The sequence below is a fragment of the Microbulbifer maximicatervae (SeqCode) genome, from assembly GCF_052467065.1.
Window position 1 is genome coordinate 1,003,871 of record NZ_CP174299.1, and the last position, 22,257, is coordinate 1,026,127.

16 protein-coding genes are annotated in these 22,257 nt (G+C 51.3%); 13 read left to right on the top strand and 3 right to left on the bottom strand.

Going from position 1 to position 22,257, the window contains the following annotated elements; translation table 11 throughout:
• Positions 1-20 precede the first annotated feature (20 nt).
• Complete coding sequence (locus tag ACJJI1_RS04540) at positions 21-536, bottom strand: hypothetical protein (RefSeq protein WP_444958663.1); 516 nt, start codon at positions 534-536, stop codon at positions 21-23.
• 1,229 nt (positions 537-1,765) lie between these two features.
• Here ACJJI1_RS04540 and ACJJI1_RS04545 point away from each other — a divergent pair.
• From ACJJI1_RS04545 to ACJJI1_RS04570, 6 genes are all read left to right on the top strand, one after another.
• Positions 1,766-3,547, top strand: coding sequence for a trans-sulfuration enzyme family protein (locus ACJJI1_RS04545; RefSeq protein WP_444958664.1), 1,782 nt, complete (start codon positions 1,766-1,768; stop codon positions 3,545-3,547).
• Positions 3,548-3,657: 110 nt separating this feature from the next.
• Positions 3,658-4,956: a S1C family serine protease gene (locus ACJJI1_RS04550; protein ID WP_444958665.1), complete on the top strand. Its 1,299-nt coding sequence runs from the start codon at positions 3,658-3,660 to the stop codon at positions 4,954-4,956.
• On the top strand, positions 4,947-5,987 hold the full coding sequence (locus tag ACJJI1_RS04555) for an FHA domain-containing protein (RefSeq protein ID WP_444958666.1): 1,041 nt from the start codon (positions 4,947-4,949) through the stop codon (positions 5,985-5,987). Before ACJJI1_RS04550 ends, ACJJI1_RS04555 begins: the two co-directional genes overlap by 10 nt.
• Entirely contained in the window at positions 5,984-7,057 is a 1,074-nt protein-coding gene (gene hisC / locus ACJJI1_RS04560; protein ID WP_444915501.1) for a histidinol-phosphate transaminase, read from the top strand. The genes ACJJI1_RS04555 and hisC overlap by 4 nt, the downstream gene beginning before the upstream one ends.
• Positions 7,058-7,133: 76 nt before the next feature.
• Positions 7,134-8,075, top strand: coding sequence for a penicillin-insensitive murein endopeptidase (gene mepA / locus ACJJI1_RS04565; protein WP_444958667.1), 942 nt, complete (start codon positions 7,134-7,136; stop codon positions 8,073-8,075).
• Between the two features lie 4 nt (positions 8,076-8,079).
• Entirely contained in the window at positions 8,080-9,090 is a 1,011-nt protein-coding gene (locus ACJJI1_RS04570) for a D-alanine--D-alanine ligase (RefSeq protein WP_413663360.1), read from the top strand.
• Positions 9,091-9,143: 53 nt separating this feature from the next.
• On the opposite strand, the gene ACJJI1_RS04575 is transcribed toward ACJJI1_RS04570, so the two are convergent.
• On the bottom strand, positions 9,144-9,713 hold the full coding sequence (locus ACJJI1_RS04575) for an HNH endonuclease (protein WP_282931208.1): 570 nt from the start codon (positions 9,711-9,713) through the stop codon (positions 9,144-9,146).
• Between the two features lie 796 nt (positions 9,714-10,509).
• Here ACJJI1_RS04575 and ACJJI1_RS04580 point away from each other — a divergent pair.
• The 7 genes from ACJJI1_RS04580 (at position 10,510) to tcuB (ending at position 19,818) form a co-directional block, all read left to right on the top strand.
• Entirely contained in the window at positions 10,510-11,997 is a 1,488-nt protein-coding gene (locus tag ACJJI1_RS04580; protein ID WP_444958668.1) for a PQQ-dependent sugar dehydrogenase, read from the top strand.
• Between the two features lie 50 nt (positions 11,998-12,047).
• A complete protein-coding gene (locus ACJJI1_RS04585; protein ID WP_413663362.1) occupies positions 12,048-12,362 on the top strand; it encodes an exodeoxyribonuclease VII small subunit in 315 nt (104 codons plus the stop codon).
• 15 nt (positions 12,363-12,377) lie between these two features.
• Positions 12,378-13,271 (top strand): polyprenyl synthetase family protein, encoded by an 894-nt coding sequence (locus ACJJI1_RS04590; protein ID WP_444959361.1) that lies wholly within the window; start codon positions 12,378-12,380, stop codon positions 13,269-13,271.
• A gap of 95 nt (positions 13,272-13,366) precedes the next feature.
• Positions 13,367-15,283 carry a 1-deoxy-D-xylulose-5-phosphate synthase gene (gene dxs, locus ACJJI1_RS04595; protein WP_444958669.1) on the top strand — a complete coding sequence of 639 codons (1,917 nt, stop codon included), beginning with the start codon at positions 13,367-13,369 and terminating at the stop codon, positions 15,281-15,283.
• A gap of 140 nt (positions 15,284-15,423) precedes the next feature.
• Positions 15,424-17,274, top strand: coding sequence for a DUF885 domain-containing protein (locus ACJJI1_RS04600; RefSeq protein ID WP_444958670.1), 1,851 nt, complete (start codon positions 15,424-15,426; stop codon positions 17,272-17,274).
• 80 nt (positions 17,275-17,354) lie between these two features.
• Positions 17,355-18,764, top strand: a complete 1,410-nt coding sequence (tcuA, locus tag ACJJI1_RS04605; RefSeq protein ID WP_444958671.1) for an FAD-dependent tricarballylate dehydrogenase TcuA — start codon at positions 17,355-17,357, stop codon at positions 18,762-18,764.
• Positions 18,751-19,818, top strand: coding sequence for a tricarballylate utilization 4Fe-4S protein TcuB (gene tcuB, locus ACJJI1_RS04610; RefSeq protein ID WP_444925948.1), 1,068 nt, complete (start codon positions 18,751-18,753; stop codon positions 19,816-19,818). The genes tcuA and tcuB overlap by 14 nt, the downstream gene beginning before the upstream one ends.
• 18 nt (positions 19,819-19,836) lie before the next feature.
• Here tcuB and ACJJI1_RS04615 read toward each other — a convergent pair whose 3' ends face one another.
• Positions 19,837-21,915, bottom strand: a complete 2,079-nt coding sequence (locus ACJJI1_RS04615) for a TonB-dependent receptor (RefSeq protein WP_444958672.1) — start codon at positions 21,913-21,915, stop codon at positions 19,837-19,839.
• Positions 21,916-22,257 lie beyond the last annotated feature (342 nt).

Here is a 22,257-nt window from a genome sequence, read left to right on the forward strand (position 1 = left end):
GAGAGTTAATGAGCTTGTGCTCACTCTCCGCCACCACCTTGGCCTGTTCCACCACCCAAGCCAGGGTCAATTACGGCCTCCGGATCACCAGAAACAAAGTGCATTCCAGTTTCCTGATCGACACACATCCACAAGAAGTTGAACCGATCAGGAATCTCGGCCTTGTCCTTGATCTTAATCACCAGCTTAGTAAATTCTCCGTCAACTTCTTTCGCGCGCGCACGGAATTGGTGGCGGAAATCCGGGCTCAGGGCAATAAGTCCATCCAACTTATGATTCTGGCTGTAACGAACAAATTCCAGCTCCCGACCCTTCACATCGGACAAATCCAGGGAGACCTTCAAGGTAAGAACCGCACCTTTATCTAACTTAAAGTGCATGTTTCCGAAGTGCTCTTCAGGATTATCAGCATTAAACAACGGCCAGTACTGAGTTTGCCCACCCACCTGCTCTTTGGGCCGTAAAACCAAATCGAGTGTCAGCCCCTCTTTGGGCACTTCACACTCAAGCTTTGGTAAATCAGCGCAATTGACCATCTTTTCATTCCCCTATAAAAATATGTTATTTGGCGTCATCTAAGAACGTTTTATTTAATGTAAAATACGTCCGTGACTGCGTCATCATAACCTGCTCAGCCCCCAAAAAAAGCCGGCGGTACTGAAATTGCCGGCCCGAATTGATGATCCCAACCATCAACGGTTACAACAACACTATCAAGAGCAAAATTCGGCATCCGTGCCCGGATAAGCATATCCAGTTGGATCGACCAAAGCTCTGCACCTGCCGACTCCAGCTTGACCGCTCAGCTTGCGCTGAATCCCTTCACTCCCTAACGCGCAATGGGCGATAAGGGAATTAAATCCATCCGAAATTTTATTGTGGGAGCTACCCTTCCATGGCGAGGTAACTGTTCCCACAATCACCTGTACTCCCTCAACTGGACCTCAATGTACAGACTTAAGGACTACAGGTCGATCACACCTTATTACAGACAATCACACACCAAATATATAAAAGGGGCACATAGCGCGCACAGAGTCATCGTACGCCAAAAATAATATTTAATCAGCGCTCAACTTAAGAAGAACCGAGACGCAAGGATTATTCCTTTTCCACTATTGCGACACTGAGACCAAAATCAGGCCATATTTTTTAAAATAAATATAAAACTGTTCTTGGAGCTTGTTGAAATCAATTAATGATCCCTTTCGCCAATTTAATCTAATTTGAATTGCATCACAGAAGCTTATTGGGTTCTACACGGCAGGCTTAAAGACTGGAAAATACTGTATGGGTAATAGCTCTCAAAATGGAGTCCAAATTAAAAAAAAGCCGGCAGTAATAAAACTGCCGGCCCGAAATGATGGTCCCAACCATCGACGGTTACAACAACACTATCAAGAGCAAAATTTGGCATCCATGCCCGGACAAGCTCATCCAAGAGAATCGACTAAGACTCTACACCTACCGACTCCAGCTTGACCGTTCAGCTTGCGCTGAATCCCTTTATTTCATCGCGCCACCTAAGGCTACGAGGAAATTAAATCCTGTTTAAATGTTGTGGGGGCTGCCTTTCCATGGCCGGCAACCAATACCACAGCCACCTACCCCCTCAACTGGAAGCTACTGTACAGATTTCCAAATTACAGATCGATCACGCCAAAACACAGCAAATTACACACTAATTGCCCGCCAAGTGTTTTATGCGCCGCACAGGACTGTTAGAGTCGCCATATAACAAAAAGCATCACGTAGTGAGGACACAATGGAAGCGAACCTAGAAGATGTAAAAATTCTCTCTCCCCGCCGCAACAGCACCGAGGCAAAAAATATTGATGAACTGGCAAAAGAGCAATTGCAGCACTTTTGTATTGATAGTGAGTCAGCACATGGAAAACTGTTAGAACAGACCGCAACCCTGCTCTACCAGGCACAGGGCAATCTAAGCCAGCTGTGGAGCCAGGTAACGGACACACTCCAACGCTTAGACAAGTCTGACAAGATTGCCTATTTCAATGCCAAGCGATTTATGAGTTTCCAGCTGGCTAAATTATTGGACACCTTACAAAACCCATTGCGAGCTAGCTTTCAAAGCCTACAGGGGGACGACTTTAATATCACCACACGGGGTGGTTATCCCCTGTTCGATAATATTCCCGCTATTTTTTCTGCAACCCCGGTAATTGCCCGCACGGCAACTTACATTTATGCCTGCACCGAGTGGGTGGACGATGCTTTCCGTGGGCGCGAACCGAGCCACGATATTTATTCACGTTTACTCAACCCCACTTCCATTTCCCTGGCCAATGCTATTGTGGATTTGGAATGCGGACCTGAAGCCAGTGAGTATATGGCCTGGAATTTTAATTCCGGTATGGCTGCAATCGATGCACTCCTGTCAAATCAATTGCGCCACGGGGATATTTTAATTGTTTCCAGGAATATCTATGGCGGCACTCACCAGCTGTTACAGGATTTCTACGCCCGCAAAGATAAACTGTCTATCAATCTGGCCTGGTTTGATGGCACTACCGGTGAAGAGTTCGAAAAGCTACTGGCTGATACCCAGCATGCATACGCAGACGCAATCACTGCCGGAGCAAAAATACACGTCTATATTGAGTCTCCATGCAATCCCCACGGGATCATGCTGGATGTACCGGCTATTTGTAAAACCGCTCACCGGGAAAATATCCTGGTAAGCCTGGATGCCACCCTGGCAACCCCTTTCCTATATCAGCCACTACGCCGCAAAGATAGGGAAGAGAGACCGGATTTTGTTGTTCACTCCTACACCAAGGATATCGGTGGCACCGGTGCCGCTACTGCCGGTGTGGTTATCGGCGAAAACCACCGCATGTTTATCCCTAAAGGCGACAGCGCAAAAGGCCTTAATTGGGATCAGTGCATGTTCTGGGATGTTTATTACATCAAGGGGGCTTTCCTGGATGCAGATAAGGCCTGGGAAGTGCATTGCGGTATGCGCACCCTGGAAATGCGCATGCTCACCAAGTGCATTAATACTTTGAGCCTCAGCCATTTCTTCGCCAGTCACAGCAAGATTCGTGTCAACAGCCATGCAGTGGAAACCCATCCCAATTCCGGGCTGCGAGAGTCACTGATGCGCTACCAGTTCCCCACACCATTATTCAGCATCGACATGGAAGCTGCGCAAATTCCCACCGAAGCCTTTAAAAGTTTCTTTGACGCGCTGGAGCCCGCGTTCGGGCAGATGGTGAGCTTGGGCCAGACAAATACCATGGTGCTGTGCCCCGCCCTGACATCTCACTCAGAGTTATCACCTGAAGCGATGGAAGCGGCGGGTATATTCCCAACCACTATCCGAATTTCTGTTGGGGATGAAAATATGGCGCAGATGGCCGCCCATGTGATCAACTGCGCGCGCCTGCATCTCGATCCAGTTAGCCCTGGTTTTAGTGAGGGCTTTATCGCCCCGGAAGAAGCCGACAAACTCTTCAGTCGCTTTTATCTCGAGTCGCACCAGAAAGTGATAGAGACACAGCCAAAAATTGTAGACTATCTCTAACCATCCAAAACAAACCCATCACTGGTAGATAGCGCCGGTGATGGGCGCTTGTTGCACTATCCTATATCCCGTAGTATCACGCTTCCTGTCCACAATTTAATCAATTCAAAATGCCGAAACTTTCCACGTGGCTCTTCGCCTGGATTCTGTGCTGCTTATCCACTGTTGCAATGGCGCAAGGCTATGAAAAGCTCTACAGTGATTATCGCGGCAGCCTCTATCAAATTCGACTTATCGAAAAATCCTCCAATTCAAAAGCCGGCCTGGGGTCAGGCTTTCAAATCTCTCCCGATGGATTGATCGCCACCAATTACCACGTAGTGGCTCAAGCGGTTAGCGAGCCGGACGAATATTCCCTGGAATATCTTGCAGTTAATGGCACCCGGGGAAAATTAACACTACTGGATATTGATGTAGTCAATGACCTGGCGCTGCTGCGCCAGGAGAAACCGGGAGACGAATACCTGGAATTGGCGACAGACACCCCCAAAAAAGGGGAAACCATTGTCTCCCTGGGCAACCCATTGGACCTGGGCATGACTTTGATTCCCGGGACCTATAACGGTATTGCCGGCGGTAGCTTCTACGATCGTATTCACTTTGCCGGATCTATCAATCCGGGAATGAGCGGCGGGCCAGCGATCAATACCCAGGGGCAGGTAGTCGGCATTAATGTGGCAACTGCGGGCAACCAGGTTAGCTTTCTGGTGCCAGTGGATAAGCTGTCGTCGCTTTTAAAACACTACCGCGCCGAGGGCGGCACTCTCAACCTGAAGCAAGTAACTTATCAACAGCTTTTAGATAATCAGCAAAAAATTATCGACTCAATACTGAGGGCTGACTGGCAGCGTCGCGCCCTCGGTGAGGCCCAGGTTGTCGGTGAAATAATTCCAGCCATTAAATGCTGGGGAAACACCCAAGAGAGCGAAACCAGTCCGATCAAACGAATTGATAAAGGCTGCACCGGACAAGATGTTATTTTCCTGTCCGACGACTTCAACACCGGGCGGGTAGAGTACGAGTTTTTCTGGCTGCAGGCCGAGGAACTTCTGCCCGCGCGCTTTTATGCCGAGTACGAAGGGCAGATGGACTCCTTTTACCCAGGCAATAGCGCTGGAGAAGAAGATGTAACCAATTTCCGCTGCCAGCAAGGATTTACCTCTCAGGAGCGCGGCAATGAAACCTCGGTATCAAAGCCGGACCGCAATCGCGAGCCCCTGATCGCGCGCACCAGCTACTGTGTCAGGCGCTACAAGGACTTTCCTGACCTCTACGATATTTTCTTCCTGAGCCTAAGTGTGGATCAGAAAAATCGCGCACTGGTCAGCCACTTTACCTTGTCCGGCTTTACCCAGGAGTCCGCCGACGCCTTTACCCAGAAGTTTACGAGCGAGATCCAATGGCCCTGATTATTGAAGAACTCAATCGCGCCCACCGGGTGCAGCTGCGCTACCGAATGGACGGGGATAAATTTACCCTGGGCCGCGCTTACGACAATGATGCAATTCTGGAGGACATCCACTCCGATGCCCACCATGCCGAAATCAAGCGGGGAGAGGACGGCCAGTACGTCTTACACGACCTCAATTCGATCAACGGCTGCCAGCTTTTGGGAAACCTGAAAGACAAATCTATTAAACCCGATACCATCGCTCAACACAGGATTTCCTCCGGTGACTTGCTGCAGTGTGGGAAGTCACGCTTCCGGGTTTTCCATACGGATGACCCGGTACCTGAAGCTACCCCTCTCCATTCACTGGAAAACCTGTTTTCCAGCTTGTCCCACCCCCTGGGAGCAATACTGCTGCTGTTGTGTTTTGGCTTCGCCAGCGTACTGATGAGCTACCTCGGTTACGCCCGTAACTATCAATGGACTATTGCCGTCAACATTCTTGCTACGGCCATAATTGGCATGGTGATTTACGCCGGAGTCTGGGCGTTTATCGGCAGGGTTGTCAGGCATGAAACGCACTTTTTCACCCATCTATCCATCGCCGCCATAGGTGCACTTACTTACACTTTTTGGGAATGGCTGAGGGGGCTAATCAATTTCAATTTTGCCATCGGCACCACTATTCAGGTCCTGGATTTCCTGGTTCTCGCCATCATATTACCGGCAATGCTCTGGTCCGCCTGCTATCTGGCCACCAACCTCGCCAGGGGCTGGCGCTGGACAGTGGCACTGACACTGCCACTGGCATTCCTCGGCCTGGGCTTAGCTGAAAGCGTTAACAATATGGACGAATTCAGCGAGGTTCCGCCGATATCCACAGAGCTGAAATACGATAATATGCTATTCCGCAACCCTGTTCCCATGCAGAAATTTATTGGAAATTCGGCCGACCTGTTTGATATCCCCATCAAGAAAAAAGAAACTAAAGAGGGCGCTGAAGGCTCCTCCAGCGACAATCAAAGTAGTACCGCAGAGGTAGAATCATGAGCAAGATTTATTGGAGCCCAGGGCTCGACCAGCTGGAACCCTATACACCCGGGGAGCAGCCCAAGAGTGAAACCCTGATAAAGCTCAATACCAATGAGAACCCCTACCCTGCCTCTCCCGAAGCTTTAAAGCTCCTGGAGCAGCACGACTTTGCCGATGCATTGCGCCGCTATCCCGACCCGGAGTCCTGTGAATTGCGCCGCGCTATTGCCGATAAGCACAATCTCTCTGCTGAGCAAGTATTTGTGGGCAATGGCTCCGATGAAGTGCTGGCTCTGAGTTTTTACAGTTTTTTCCGCCGCAGCGAGCCCCTGCTATTTCCGGATATCACCTACAGTTTCTACCCGGTTTATTGCCAGCTCTTCAATATCAAAAGCCGCACTGTTCCCCTGCACGGTGATTTCTCTATCCAGCTTGAGGACTATGCAGCCCCTGCAGCCGGTGTAATTATTCCCAACCCCAATGCACCCACGGGACGGTACCTGCCGCTAGAGCAAATTGAACAGCTATTGCGCTCACAGCCTGAAAGAGTGGTGGTTATTGATGAGGCCTATATCGATTTTGGCGGACAGAGTGCAGCAACACTCATCGATCGCTACCCCAACCTGTTGGTGATACACACACTGTCAAAGTCCTATGCCCTCGCTGGGCTTCGCCTCGGCTTTGCCATGGGGCAGAAACACCTGATTGAAGGATTGCTGAGAGCCAAGAACTCCTTTAACTCCTACCCCATTGATGCCATTGCCCAGCGTGTGGCCACTGCAGCGATCCGCGATACCGCCTGGCACAGCGACAATTGCGGCAAGGTCATCGCCACCCGCGAGCGCTGTGAGCGGGCGCTTACAGACCTGGGGTTCGAAGTGATTCCCTCCCAAGCCAATTTCCTTCTGGCCAAACCACCGGAGCCCGGCGCAGAAGCTCTGTATCTGGCACTGCGGGAGCGTAATATTCTCGTACGTTACTTCAACAAGCCCCGGATCAGTGAGTACTTGCGTATCTCTATTGGCACCGATGAGGAAATGGAGCAGCTGATACGGAACTGCAAAGAGATACTTGCGTCACAGAGCTAGCACTCTGTCTGTCTATACTCGTCGAGCGCCACTTGAGGTGGCCCGACAACTGTGACTTATTGGTATCCAGGGACCTATGCACCCGAAAGCTCAAAATTCAGTATCCACTACCGAGGCCGTTAGCCCCTTTAAAGCGGGATTTTTACGGCAAATAACCCACACCCTGATTCTCGCCTCGGCCCTAGCGAGCGGTGCCGCAAGTGCCAACGACTGGGATAAGGTCGAAGGGCCCAGTGCACAGACACCATCGAGTATTGGCACCTACACCAATGGCTGCCTGAGTGGCGGGGAGACCCTACCATTGAGGGGAGAGGGCTATCAGTTGGTGAGGACTGGCCGCGATCGACATTTTGCCCACCCCCAGACCATTAACTTCCTGAAGGAGTTTTCCCAGAGCGTGGCGCAGAAAGATCTGGGCAGAATCCAGATCGGTGACATGTCTATGGCTCGAGGGGGCCCTTTCGGCAGTGGTGGGCACAACAGCCACCAAACCGGCCTGGACATAGACATCTGGTATTCCCAGGATCGGCGAGCCGCAGAGCGTCCCCTCACCCCGTGGGAGCGTGATAATATTTCTGCTGTTGCCTTGGCTAATGAGCGCAAACACCGCCTAATCCCTGAAAACTGGGACGACCGGGTTCCCAAAATCCTGCGCTTGGCCTCAGAGGACCAGCGGGTCGAACGAATTTTTGTACACCCGACCATCAAGCGCCACCTGTGCGAAATATCCGGCGAAGATAACGAGTGGCTGCGCAAAGTGCGCCCCTGGTGGGGGCACAATTACCATTTTCATGTGCGCCTGGCCTGCCCAGAGGGAAGCACCAACTGTAAGCCCCAGGCTCCGGTGACCACTGCAGCCTGTGGCAGTGACTTGGATTGGTGGTTTAGCGATGACTTCTATGCAATTCTCAATGGCACTAAACCCCAGCCGAAACAGAAAAAGCCGAAACCAAAGACCTTGCCTCAACAGTGCGAACAGGTATTAACCGCACCTTCGGCAGGCACTACGACGGAATAATTTTATGATTAACACCTTGCTTATCTGCGGCGGTGGCGGCAGCGAGCACGACGTATCCCTCAGAACTGCTGATTTTATCGAGGACAAGTTGTCAGCGGCAGAGGACATCGCCCTATTGCGGGTGGAAATGGATAGCAGTGGCTGCCTTACCGACAGCCAGGGCCGGGTTTACCATATCTTTTACGATCGCAAAATTCGCGATGAAGAAGGTAACTCCTGGGATGTGGACTACGTAATTCCTGCAATTCACGGCTACCCGGGAGAGACTGGCGATTTGCAGTCGCAACTGGATATGTTCGGCATCCCCTATTTCGGCTCTGCACCTGAGCCCAGCAAAATCTGCTTTAACAAAATTAAAACCAAGATGTGGCTCAGCGCTCTGGGTATTGAAAACACACCTTACGAGTTTTTGCACAGCACTGAAGTCGAGGAACTACAAAAAGCTCACGATGCCCTGGAGAACTGGGGCGAGGTATTTGTAAAAGCCTCCAATCAGGGATCTTCCGTAGGTTGCTTTAAGGTCCGTGACAAAGAGGAGTTAGAGGCCGCGATCGAGGATGCCTTTAAACTCTCCCCTTATGTGCTGATAGAAAAAGCATTGAAAGCCAGAGAGCTGGAAGTTGCGGTTTACCACTACAACGATGATGTGATCGCAACCCGCCCGGGAGAAGTACGCGCCCCAACGGATACTTTTTACACTTATAAGGAAAAGTATGCCGAGGGCAGCCGCGCGGTCACCTTTATCGAAGCTGCTGATCTTCACGAAGAACAGCTTCAATGGATAGCCGAAGTATCCCTGCGCACTTTTAAGGCCCTAAAGCTGAAGGATTTGTCCCGCATAGACTTTTTCCTGACAGAAACCGGCGAACTCTACCTCAATGAGGTCAATACTTTTCCCGGTATGACCCCAAACTCCATGTTCCCCAAAATGATGGAAAACCACGGGCACAATTTCACCGAATACCTGGCCGGTCTGATCCGCTCTGCGGTATCTTCACCTAACGACAAGACATAATTAAAAGGGGCTTATTGGCCCCTTTTCTTTTTTGCTCATTTCGATCCGACGGGCTAGTGCAACAACCACCCCTGTTGACGTCGCCGTGAAAACTGGCCGCGCAGAAACTCCATCTGATCGCCGCGAATCCGCTCACTGTTAATCAGGGCAAGGTATTCAGCTGCATTGGGGCAGAAGGGCAAGGCCAACAGCTCCATGTCGATATTTTCCAATAATTGATTGCCCTTATGCTGGTTACAGCGCCTGCAGGCCGCGACCACATTTTCCCAGGAATCAACTCCGCCTTTGGAAACAGGAATAACATGGTCCCGTGTCAAATCCACACTTTTAAAGAAATTACCGCAATAAAGACAAGTATGGGAATCGCGAAAAAACAGTGCTCGATTTGTTAGAGGTGGGCGCCGGCGCGGACGGGCCATACGTGCACCGCCACAGGCGATAATAGCGGCCAGATCAAGGCTGGAACGATCGCCATTGCGATTAAAGCCTCCTCTCACCCGCTGGACAACACCTCCCAGCGACCATGTAACCAGCTCCCGCACGTACAGACAGGATGCCTCTTGCCAACTCAGCCATTCCAGCGGTTGTCCCGCCAGGTTTAAACGCAATATTCTCGCGTGCATAACCTCGCCTCCCCACAGTCGAATAGAACAAGGCAGCCCCGGAACTGTTTCCGTGTAATCACAACGGTTTTTATAAAGAAGAAAAAAGAAGTTTTGGAGTGACAGATCGAAGGGACTGGATGACGATGACAGAAGCTGGCGCGATTCGCAGCATTAGAAAAAACTGCCACCTTCGAAAGTAAAAGCTTGCTCCCAGACAAGATGGAGGAGTCTGAAAGCTTTTTTACCAACGAAAATACAGATGCCCACAGGCGTAGTTTTGCCTTGGGTAATACGGGCACTTCTGCTGGTAGATTACTGAATGCGCCACCCTCCGCCGGCCCATGGGTAATTTGGCCGGCCTATCAACATTAAAGCGGATAACTATTACAAATTCCAGACAGCGACATGCCGCTGATGGAATAACAGCAAATTACAAAAGAAAGGTGTAAATTGTGGAAAGCGTTGCAGGCAGCAACAGGCAGGTTAAGGCAGAATGTAAAACACCGCCCAGGCAATCCGGCCCGGGCGGTGCGTCTCACAGGATGGTGCCCATATCCCTAGGGCGAGCGGCGCAATCCATTTATCCATTGCCGCAGTAGTGCAGTCCCTTTCGCGTCCTTGCAAGTTAATTATGGACATCAAGGGAGAAAAAAGTAGGGGAAATCTGCTGAATTTTGTGTAAGAGATATCTCACAAACTGAGTTACCTGTTACAAAAGGGAGGGAAGACAGGAAATTAATCCCGTGTTAACTATAGGGGTAAATAGATAAGCGCGGCAACTATAAACATCTTTATTTCAAGTTCAATCGATACCATGAAGAAAACGTTGAAATATACGCTAATATTTTTTATCGCCCTCGGCGCGGTGCTTTCTACCGCCTTAGCCACCTTTAAATCCAGCGTCAGTGTGCCTTGGCGCCAACTGGTCGGTGGTGTCAAAACAACAGAAAAAGAAGTGACAGGCCGGCTGACCGCAGCAGATGGATACTCGGTCCAGTTATTTGCAGGGGATGTTCCCGGCGCACGCTGGCTCACAGTGACCCGCAATGGAGACATCATCGTCTCTCAGCCTAAACATGGCAAAGTTTCACTTTTATTACAAGATAAAGACGGCGACGGCCGCAGTGACGGGCAAAAGACCCTAATTGATAATCTTCAACGGCCCCACGGATTATTGCTACACGACGGCTGGTTATATATTGCCGAAAGCGACGCAGTTGGACGGGTTCCCTTTGATCATTCCGATGGGCGACTGGCAGGGCGCTACCAGAGAATTATTGAAAATCTTGAGGACGATGGACACTGGACAAAAACTATTGATATGAGTCCCGATGGATGGCTTTTTCTCAGCAGTGGTTCCAGCTGCAACGTTTGTATTGAAAAAGATCCTCGCCGCGCAACCATCATGAGAATGAAACCAAACGGAGATAATTTTGAAATATACGCCACCGGCCTGCGTAATAGTGTGGGGTTCGATTGGTCTCCAAAAGATGGCGGACTTTACGCAACAGATAATGGCCGCGATTGGCTCGGCGACAACCTGCCGCCAGATGAGCTCAACCTGATTCGCAAAGACCAATTCTACGGATGGCCCTACGCCTACGGTGACCGGGTTCCCGATCCGGATCTTGGGGTGGATGCAAGCTCTGAAATCCAGCAAAAGATTGCTGACTCAATTCCTCCTGTGTACGAATTTCGCGCTCACAACGCGCCACTCGGGATTAAATTTTTGCACAGTGTGGAACAGCCTAAGGATTATCGCCATGCAGCGCTGGTCGCCCTGCACGGCTCGTGGAATCGCAGTGTGAAAGATGGCTATAAAGTTGTCTCCCTACACTGGAGTGGCGACGGGGAAATTCAACAGAGGGATTTCCTGTGGGGATTTCTCAGTAATGACCGCCAAACGGTTTACGGCCGCCCTGTCGCCATCGCCGAGGATAAACTGGGCAATATCTATATTTCCGATGACTACGCCAGTGCAGTTTATCGTGTGAGCCAAGGGGCCCCTCGCCAAGCTGTATTGACAACACAGCAGCCACAACTGCAAAAAACATCCACGGCCAACGCGCTTTCAATAGATGCCGAGGTGGTTCAACTGGGCGCGCAGCTCTATCGGTCTAACGATTGTGCCCACTGCCATCAGGCCCAGTTTCCCCTGCGCAACCTGTCCGCTAAATACACAGCGCAGACCCTGGCTGACTACTTCGATGCCCCAACACCACCAATGCCTAATTACAACTTTACGGCGGTGCAGAAAAAAGCCCTGGCGCACTATCTTTTATCCCGGGAGTCGAGCCTCTAGGAATTGCACGCCTAAACGACACTGAGAAGAGGCTCCCGGATGAGGGGGCCATGGAATTGACCCCCGCAGCGCCAGCCGCTAAGGTTGCCCCGCAATTAAGAGGCGATGCTATGGCGGCAAAGAAAAAAACAGCAACTTTTGAAGAGAGTCTCGAGGCGTTGGAACAGCTGGTTGAGCGACTCGAAGGCGGAGATCTCCCATTGGAGGAGGCTCTCGCTGATTTCGAAAAGGGAGTGAAACTCACCCGGGAGTGCCAACAGAAGCTCGCCAAAGCCGAGCAGAAAGTGAAGCTGTTAATTGAAGAGAGCGGCAATATCCGCGAGCTCCCCTTTGATGCCGACGACAACTCCGGGGACCCAGTTTAAGTGAGTTCCGCAAACCTGCCAGAGGAGCTGAAAGCCTTTCTACAGGCCTCCTCCACACGCGTCGAAAGCCGAATCCAGCAGGCGCTCAACACCCCGATCGACGGCTCAGAAAAGCTGTTCGAAGCAATGCGCTATGCCGCACTGGGCCCCGGCAAACGCCTGCGCCCCGCTCTCGTCTACGCTTGTGCCCAGGTTTTTCGGGGTGTCGATTTTGACCTGGCCTATTGCGATAGCACAGCGGCGGCCCTGGAGTGCATTCACGCCTACTCCCTGGTCCACGACGACCTGCCGGCAATGGATGACGACGACCTTCGTCGAGGTCGCCCCACCTGTCATATCGCCTTTGACGAAGCCACAGCCATTCTCGCCGGCGACGCACTGCAAACCCAGGCTTTCGAGTTGCTTCTCGCAGAACCGCTCGCGCCTCAATTGCAGTTACAGTTAATGCGTGAGCTCGCCACTGCGGCGGGGGCCCGAGGTATGGTCGCCGGCCAGGCTATCGACCTGGACTCCGTTGACCAAACCCTGACCCTGGATCAGCTGGAGCCCATGCACCGCCTGAAGACCGGGGCTCTGATTTGTGCCAGCGCACGTATGGGCGCACTGCTGGGGGGTGCCAGCGAGAGGGAGCTGGAGGTTATTACCGGCTACGCCCAAGCTATTGGCCTGGCATTTCAGGTTCAGGACGATATTCTCGATATCACTGCTGAAACCGCGGTTCTGGGCAAAACCCAGGGCGCCGATGCCCTGCGCAACAAACCCACTTATGTCTCTCTGCTCGGCGTCGACGGCGCCCGGGACAAGCTGACAAAACTGCACGCCCAGGCCTCCCAGGCACTGCAAAGTCTCGATGGCGATACCCTGCTACTGCAGCAGCTCGCAGACTATATCGTGCAGCGCGGACACTAAGTCACAGCCTTGCCTGTGGGGTTTGGGATGCAATATGCCCGCCACGGGCATACAATCCCCCTCAATATCACCATCTGTTGCAACTGATACATTTGATGCTCGAAGAAATTCCACGCACGCGCCCGCAGACACCGCTTCTCGACTCGATCGACGACCCAGCGCAGCTGCGCGCCCTCGATGAACGCCAATTGCCGGAACTCGCCAGCCAATTGCGCGAGTACCTGCTGTATTGTGTCGGCCAGACCGGCGGGCACTTTGGTGCCGGTCTCGGTGTGGTGGAACTGACCATCGCCCTGCATTACATATTCAATACCCCGGAGGACCGGCTGGTTTGGGATGTGGGCCACCAGACCTACCCCCATAAAATCCTCACCGGTCGCCGCGAACAGATGCTGTCCATGCGTCAGCAAGGGGGACTGTCCGGCTTCCCCAAGCGCAGTGAGAGCCCCTACGATACCTTTGGTGTCGGCCACTCCAGTACTTCGATCAGCGCCGCCCTGGGTATGGCCCTGGGCTCCTCTGACGATCGCAAGGTAGTGGCGGTGATTGGCGATGGCGCCATGACGGCGGGAATGGCTTTCGAAGCCCTGAACCACGCCTCGCATACCGGCAAGGACATGTTGGTTGTTCTCAATGACAACAGTATGTCTATCTCAAAAAATGTTGGCGGCCTGGCTACCTATTTCGCCAAAATCCTGGCCAGCAAAACCTACCTGAACATGCGCGAGGGCAGCCGTAAGATACTGTCTGCCATCCCCAAAGCCTGGCAATTGGCGCGACGTACCGAAGAGCACGTCAAAGGCATGATCACGCCGGGCACCCTGTTCGAAGAACTGGGTTTTAACTACGTGGGCCCCCTGGATGGCCACAACATGCACGACCTGGTCCACACCCTGCGCAACTTGCGCAGCCAGCCGGGCCCGCAACTCCTGCATATTGCCACCACCAAGGGCAAAGGCTTCGGCCCTGCTGAAGAAGATCCGGTGGGCTACCACGCGCTGAACAAGCTGGAGCCGGAAGCCAAGGTGCAAGTAGCCGTACCCGGCAAGAAGAAGCTGCCCAAGTACCAGGATATTTTTGGCCAGTGGCTGTGCGATGCCGCAGAACAGGACGAGCGCCTGGTCGCTATTACCCCGGCCATGTGCGAGGGCTCCGGTATGGTGGAGTTCTCCAAGCGCTTCCCGGACCGCTTCCACGACGTAGCCATTGCCGAACAGCACGCCGTCACTCTCGCTGCGGGCCTCGCCTGTGAAGACCAGAAGCCGGTAGTTGCTATTTATTCGACATTTTTACAGCGCGGCTACGACCAAATGGTGCACGATGTGGCAATCCAAAACCTGGATGTCACTTTCGCCATCGACCGCGCCGGCCTGGTTGGGGAAGACGGCCCCACGCACGCGGGTAGTTTTGACCTCACATTTATGCGCTGCCTGCCCTACCTGGCTATCGCCGCGCCCAGTGACGAAAACGAGTGCCGCCAGCTGCTCTATACCGCCTACAAACACAACGGCCCCACTGCTGTGCGCTATCCGCGCGGAACCGGTATGGGTACCGCCATCAACAAGGAAATGACAGAGCTACCGATCGGCAAGGGGCGCCTGTTGCGCCAGGGCAGTGGTGTAGCCATCCTCAGCTTCGGAACCTTACTCGGCCCCGCTATGGCCGCTGCAGAGCAGCTGGGGGCCTCCGTCGCCGATATGCGCTGGGTAAAACCCCTGGACGAAGCACTGATCGATGAACTTGCCGAGAGTCACCAACTCTTAGTTACCATCGAAGAGAACACCATTGCTGGTGGTGCTGGCAGTGCCGTACTCGAATACCTCAATAGCACTGCGCGGTCGGTACCGGTGCTGCAACTGGGGCTTCCAGATCAAATTATTGAGCACGGCAAGCACAAAGACCTGCTGGCGGCCATCGGCCTCAATGCCTCCGGTATTGAGGAACAGATTCGCAGGCGCTTGCAACTGATCAATCACCAGGAGTTTGGCAGTCGCACAGCGGCAGCCAACTGACCCAGCCCGCCTTTGGCAGCCAGCTAATGCGGCTGGCTGCTCTTCAAATGCCCGGCAATAAATTGCCGGCAGTGGTAACAAACCACCCATTGACTAAATCCGGCCACTATTTGGGCCACACGTTTTCACTTGAGGGGATTATGTCGTTTATCAGAAAAGCCCTATTTACATCCCTGGGACTTGTTGTGAGCCTCAATGCCTCAGCGATGGACCAGGACACCTTCCGAAAAGCTTATAAATCCCTTCCGGAGAACAGTGCCTCAGAGCGACTCACCGCCCTGCAGGATTTACGCTATCGCTGGATTATGGAGAGTTACCCCAGCCAGGCAACCTACGAAGGCTACCCAGGGCAAAATCATCGCTGGGTGGATAACTCTCTTAAGTCTGTGGAACTGCGTCAAAAGCAGACCAGGATCCTTTTAGGGGCTGCACGTAATATCGATCAAAGCGATCTGCCAACCGAACAGCAATTGGATTACCAACTGCTTTACCAGGACTTGTTGGGAGAAGTGAAAGGCTTCCAGTTCCCAGATCATCTGCAACCGCTTACCCATATGAGCGGCATCCAACGCAGCATACCGGAAGTGATCAATAGCATGCCCAAGCGCACTGCAGCCGATTACGAAACAATAATCAGCCGTCTGGAAAGGTTGCCAATCCTGATTGAACAAACCCAGGGGCTGATGCGCCGGGGTCTGCGCAAAGGAGTCACACCACCACAAATCACCCTGCGCGACCTGCCGCGTCAAATACGCGCACTGGTACCTACCGCGCCGGAGCACAGCCCATTGCTGACAGCATTTAATCAAATGCCTGAGGCCATTCCAGCAACTAAGCGGAAAAGTCTGCAGCAACGCGCCTATGCCATTTACAGCAAACAACTGGTACCGGCCTGGCAGGGTATGGCTGAATTTGTTGAGCGCAAATATATTCCCGAGGCCCAGGTGGATACCGCTTTAACCAGCCGCCCTGACGGTCTGCGCTGGTACGCCCATAAAGTGGAAGAGAATACCACCACCGACCTCAGCCCCGAGGAGATCCACCGCATTGGGCTTTCGGAAGTGAAGCGAATTCGCGGGGAGATGGATAGAGTTATCCAGAAGACAGGCTTCCAGGGAGACTTCAAAGCATTCACCGAGTTTCTGCGTACCGACCCGCGCTTTTACCACACCAGCCGGGAGGGGTTACTACGGGATTACCGCGATATTGCCAAGCGCATTGATGCAGAGCTGCCTGCCCTGTTCGGCACCTTGCCGCGCCTGCCCTATGGTGTGAAACCGATACCCAGCTATTCAGAACAATCCCAAACAACGGCTTATTATCTGCCCGGCTCCAACGAAGCTGGCCGTGCAGGTATCTTCTTTGCCAATACTTACAACCTGCCCAGCCGCCCGAAATGGGAAATGGAAGCGCTCACAGTGCACGAGGCAATGCCGGGCCACCACCTGCAAATCGCCCTGGCACAAGAGCAAACTGATATTCATCCTCTGCGCCGCATGGCGCTCTACACTGCATTTGTAGAGGGTTGGGGCCTTTACTCCGAGAGTCTCGGTTACGACCTGGGCCTGTATAAAAACCCCTACAGCGAGTTCGGTGCACTCACCTACGATATGTGGCGTGCAGTTCGCCTGGTAGTGGACACCGGTATGCACCAGCTGGGTTGGAGCCGCGAGGAGGCAATCGAATACTTTATGGAGAACAGCGCCAAACCGCTCCATGATGTCACCGTCGAAATCGACCGCTATCTGGTTTGGCCAGGCCAGGCTCTAGCCTACAAGCTGGGGCAGCTCAAAATTAAAGAGTTGCGCAAAGAGGCAGAGGAAACCCTGGATAGCAATTTTGATATTCGGAACTTCCACGATGCCCTGTTGGGGGCTGGTGCGCTGCCGCTCAATATTCTTGAAGAGCGCATGGACAACTGGCTGGAAAGCCAGGCCTCTGTATCTGTTCACATCGACATGCAGCAAGCTGAACAACCCGCCACCAGCTGACGATTTTTTGCGGCAGGAATTGCCTGCCCGTCTATTTATTCTCAATTTTCACCTACCTTTTGCAATGGAACACTGATCCATTGCAAAAGGGTTTTCTACCGGTGAACAACCACTACGACCTCGCCGTAATTGGGGGTGGCAATGCCGCTCTGTGCGCAGCTATAACTGCTGCCGAACTTGGGGCCAAGGTGATTATCCTGGAAACTGCCCCCAAGCCCTATCGAGGCGGCAATTCCCGCCACACCAGGGATATACGCTGTATGCACCGAGGCCCCCTGGGTCCACTGGAAGGTAATTACAGTGAAGACGAGTACTATGAAGACCTGCTAAAGGTTACCGGGGGTAAAACCAATGAGCAGTTAGCTCGGCTGGTTATACGCTCATCAGAAAAAGCGCTTCCCTGGATGCAAAAGCACGGCGTTCATTTCCAGCCGCCTCTGTCCGGCACTCTATCCCTCACACGTACTAATGCCTTTTTCCTCGGCGGCGGTAAGTCCCTGGTTAACGCCTATTACCGAACTGCAGACAAATTAGGCATTGATGTGCTGTATCGGGCACACGTTAAGCACCTGCAGCTGAAAGGCAATCTTATTGCTCGTGTCGACTATGTTTACGAGGGACAGCAATACCAAATTGAACCCAGGTCAGTTGTAGCAGCCTCCGGCGGATTCGAAGCCAATCTTGAGTGGTTGGAAAAAGCCTGGGGCCCAGCTGCCGAAAATTTCCTGATACGCGGAACACCTTATAACCGGGGTGTGGTCTTGGAAGATTTACTGGAGCAAGGCGTGCAGTCCGTCGGAGATCCCACCCAGTGCCATGCAGTGGCAATTGACGGGCGAGCGCCGAAGTTTGATGGGGGCATAGTAACCCGCCTGGATTGTGTCCCCTTTTCCATCGTCGTTAACAAGGATGCCCAGCGCTTTTATGACGAGGGAGAAGATATTTGGCCCAAACGCTATGCCATCTGGGGCCGCCTTGTCGCACAACAGCCAGACCAAGTGGCTTTTGCAATTATCGACTCCAAGTCTTTAAAAATGTTTATGCCGTCAGCATTCCCTCCTACCGAGGCGAATACCTTGGAGGAACTCGCGGAAAAAACCGGTTTACCCTCTGAAAAACTGATCGATACCATAGCAACCTTCAATGCTGCTTGTGGCAGTAGTGACGCTTTTCACCCCACCGAGCTGGATAGTGTCGCCACTACCGGCCTGACACCAGAAAAAACTAATTGGGCCCGCCCCATCAGCGAGCCACCATTTTACTGCTATAGCTTGCGCACCGGGGTTACCTTCACTTATCTGGCGCTCAAGATTGATGAGAATGCCCAGTGCAGCACTGCCACAGGGCCGGTAAAAAACTTGTGGGCTGCAGGGGAAACCATGGCCGGGTCAATCCTTAGTCAGGGATATTTGGCTGGGTTGGGTATGATGATCGGCACCGTTTTTGGGCGTATTGCTGGAAGGGAAGCCGCTAACTATGCAAATGGATAATTTGGAAGAGGCACGGCGGCAAGCAGAAATCTGTAATGCCTGTCGCTATTGCGAGGGCTACTGCGCCGTTTTTCCAGCACTTCAACTACACCGCTCTTTCTCAGAGGGAACCATCACCCAGTTGGCCAATCTCTGCCACAACTGCCGAGGTTGTTACTACGCCTGCCAGTATACCGATCCCCACGAATTCAATATTAATATTCCCCAAGTCATGGCCGAAGCGCGACAGAAAAGCTGGGAAACTTTTGCCTGGCCGGGAGGTATTGCTAGAATGTTCCAAAAACGCGGCAGTCTGATCGCCCTGGCTACTATCATCGGATTTGCCATCATCTTTTATGTAATAAGAGTATTGAAACCCAGTGGTGGTGAGGGCTTCTACGCAATTGTTTCTCACGCCACTATGACCAGTATTTTTTTACCGGCCTTTCTTTATCCGCTGTTTAGCCTGGGGATAAGTTTACGTCGCTACTGGAGGAAAGTCGGCGGGGAAAAAATTACCTGGGGTCAATTTAGAAGTGCATTAATTTCAGCAGGAAAACTAAAGAATCTATCCGGGGGACACGGAGATGGATGTAACTTCGAAGAGGAAGACCGATTCAGCAACCAGCGACGATACGCGCACCAAGCTGTTCTATACGGCTTTTTATTGTGCTTTGCAGCCACCTGTTCGGGCACAGTAATGTATTACTTTCTGAACATGCCAGGGCCATACTCGATTTTTTCTGTACCCAAATTACTTGGTATCCCCGGTGGATTACTCATATTAGTGGGGTGTAGCAAGCTTATTCAGCTAAAGCTCAAGGCTGATCCAGAACTTGGCTCAGCAAGGGTTTGGAGCGGGGAGATGGGGTTTGTTGGCCTACTGTTATTCATCGCACTCAGTGGTCTCCTACTATTTGCCCTGGGGGGAACAGCCGCACTCCCCCTACTATTGGATTTACACTTGGGTGCAGTTCTCGCATTTTTTTTACTTACGCCCTACACCAAAATGGCTCATGGTTTTTATCGGATGGCAGCTTTGATTCGTGATGCTCAAATGAAACCTGAAAATTAAAAGCAAGCCCTTTCTACATCACCAATCAAAATTAATTCCGAAGTAAATTGAGCGAGGCTCTCCGGGGAAATAGCGGCTACCACTAAAACTACTGTAATCCGCGCGCTCAGCATAGGCTTTATCGGTAATATTCAGTATTCGAGTAGAAATTTGATATTGTTTCCACTGCCAGGCCAAATGGAGGTTCAGTAAGTCATGTCCTGGATACCGATGAGCATTTTGAGGATCTGTAAAATAGCTACCCTGATGTAACCATTCAAGCTCCGCTGATACCAAAGAATTCGGGGACCAGTGAAGTCGATAATTACCAAAGGTCTTTGGCGCAGAATCTACAAGCTTTCCATCCAGTTCTACACCTTGCAACTCCCTTTGATCTGCATAGCGATGTTCTGCATAGCTGGTACTCACCTCTAGCCGTAAGCTTTCAGTGAATTCATAATCTACAGCCAACTCAACTCCCCAGTGCCGGGTTTTGCCATTGGACTGGTTAAAATAGTCGGCATCACGAAATATTACATTCTCCTTTTTCATCGTATAAGCCACCCACTCATATGACAAAGAGTCGCCTATTTTCCTCAGCCCTACTTCAAAGCTATTAATTTCCTCTGGATCCAGCTCTGCTACCGTCTGCTCTCGCTGTAATCGATATAACTCAGTCGCTTGGGGTACACGATAACCCTGGGCCAATTGAGTAAAGAGTTGTAGTTCATTACTTAACCATAATAGCGCTCCCAACTTGGGGGATATATTGTTAAAGCTATCTTTTCGGTCATTTGGCCGGCTAAACCGACAGCCTCCAAAGTCACAGGGTAATCCATTTTCATCTGTGCGCCCGGGAAGCATTTGATTGTCGTAGTCATAGTGTGCAGATTCAATCCTGACTCCACCAGTGACTTCTAATTGATCATTAACCTTCCAGGTTGCCGATGCATAGGGGGCGATATTCCAGGCTACGATTTCATAATCGTAGTGCTTTCCCTCTGGTATGGTTGCCTGCAGAAATTCAGAGCCCTCGGTAACACTCTCTTGGGCTTCCAAGAGATATCCTTTACTTAATTCAGTATCAATACCGGTTAGCAGATTAAGCTTTTCACCCAGCTCCAGATAATAACCGCTTCTTATCCCAACACTCTCCTGGCCATTTTCCTCCATTGGTTGCCCCGGTAAATAATGCTGCAGAAAACGCATGTCAGTTTTACGGAGGTAAGGAGCCAAATGTAATTGACTAGTTTGATTCATAGGTATATCAATCAGAGAGTAAAATCTGAGAGAATTGGCATCTCGAAACGCCTCTGGATTAGGGTTGGTACGACTCAATCGACGATTGCGGTAAACTCCGTCACCCTCGAAGTAACCAGCCGTCTCCTGATTTAAGCTTGTCGCTACTAGACGAGTTCGAACTCTGCTATCACCGACCTGGTGGGTATACTGGATGCTAGCCTTTTGCTGGTCCAATCCTGACTGATCCCTATATCCTCCATCAGTCATCAAATACAAATCTGCACTGATCACATCACCTTCACTACTGAGGCGATGATCTGCTGATACACCCAATCGATAGTAATCGTGGGGCCCCGCTTCAGTGTTGAGAGATCCATTCTTTCCTTCTACAGGATCGCGGCTGATAACATTGATCAATCCATGCATTGCATTAGAGCCATAGAGGGTACCAGCAGGCCCTCTAACAACTTCGACATGCCGAGCTGTCTTGCTGAAGGATTCAAATAACTCATTGATATTACAAAATCCATTTGCTCTCAGTGGAATCCCATCCTCTGCTGTCAACAAACCACCACAGGCTCCCGCACCAGTCAGTACCGGGGAACGTAGGGCTGGCAGGTATTCCTGTCCATTCCCTCTTGCTAGGTTTGCTCCAGGTACACTCACCAGGCTTTGTTGAATATGGGTATTACCACTTTTTCTGAGTACATCATTATTTACAACAGAAATACTCTCCACCCGCTGTGAAATATCCTGTTCATATCTACCCGCAGTCACAACGATAGTTTCAATCTGAGTTTCACTGCTATGTGAAAAACTGATCGGAAGCAGAGCCAGTGCAATATAACCCAAAGTGATCTTATTTATGATCCTCAAGTCCACATCCCTATTCTTTAAAAGATAGAATATCTTATGTTGTGACCAGATAATATCAGAAAATCATATTCATGATCCTTATGAATATTAGCTAACCCTAGCTTCCTTACTAAATGGCGTAAAATTTAACATTTTAATTCTCGTTACTTTTTACGCAATAAAAAATGCAAGTAACAATCAGACAAAGAAACAAGAAAGATCAAAACTCTTAACAATTTTTACAGAGAGGTTATCTTTCGAGTACAAGCACACTAAAGTATAAAAGTAAGTATATTCAGAGTTCTACACTAGCCATAAAGAAGAATAGACTCTATATAATTGTATATACTATCACCACAGGAA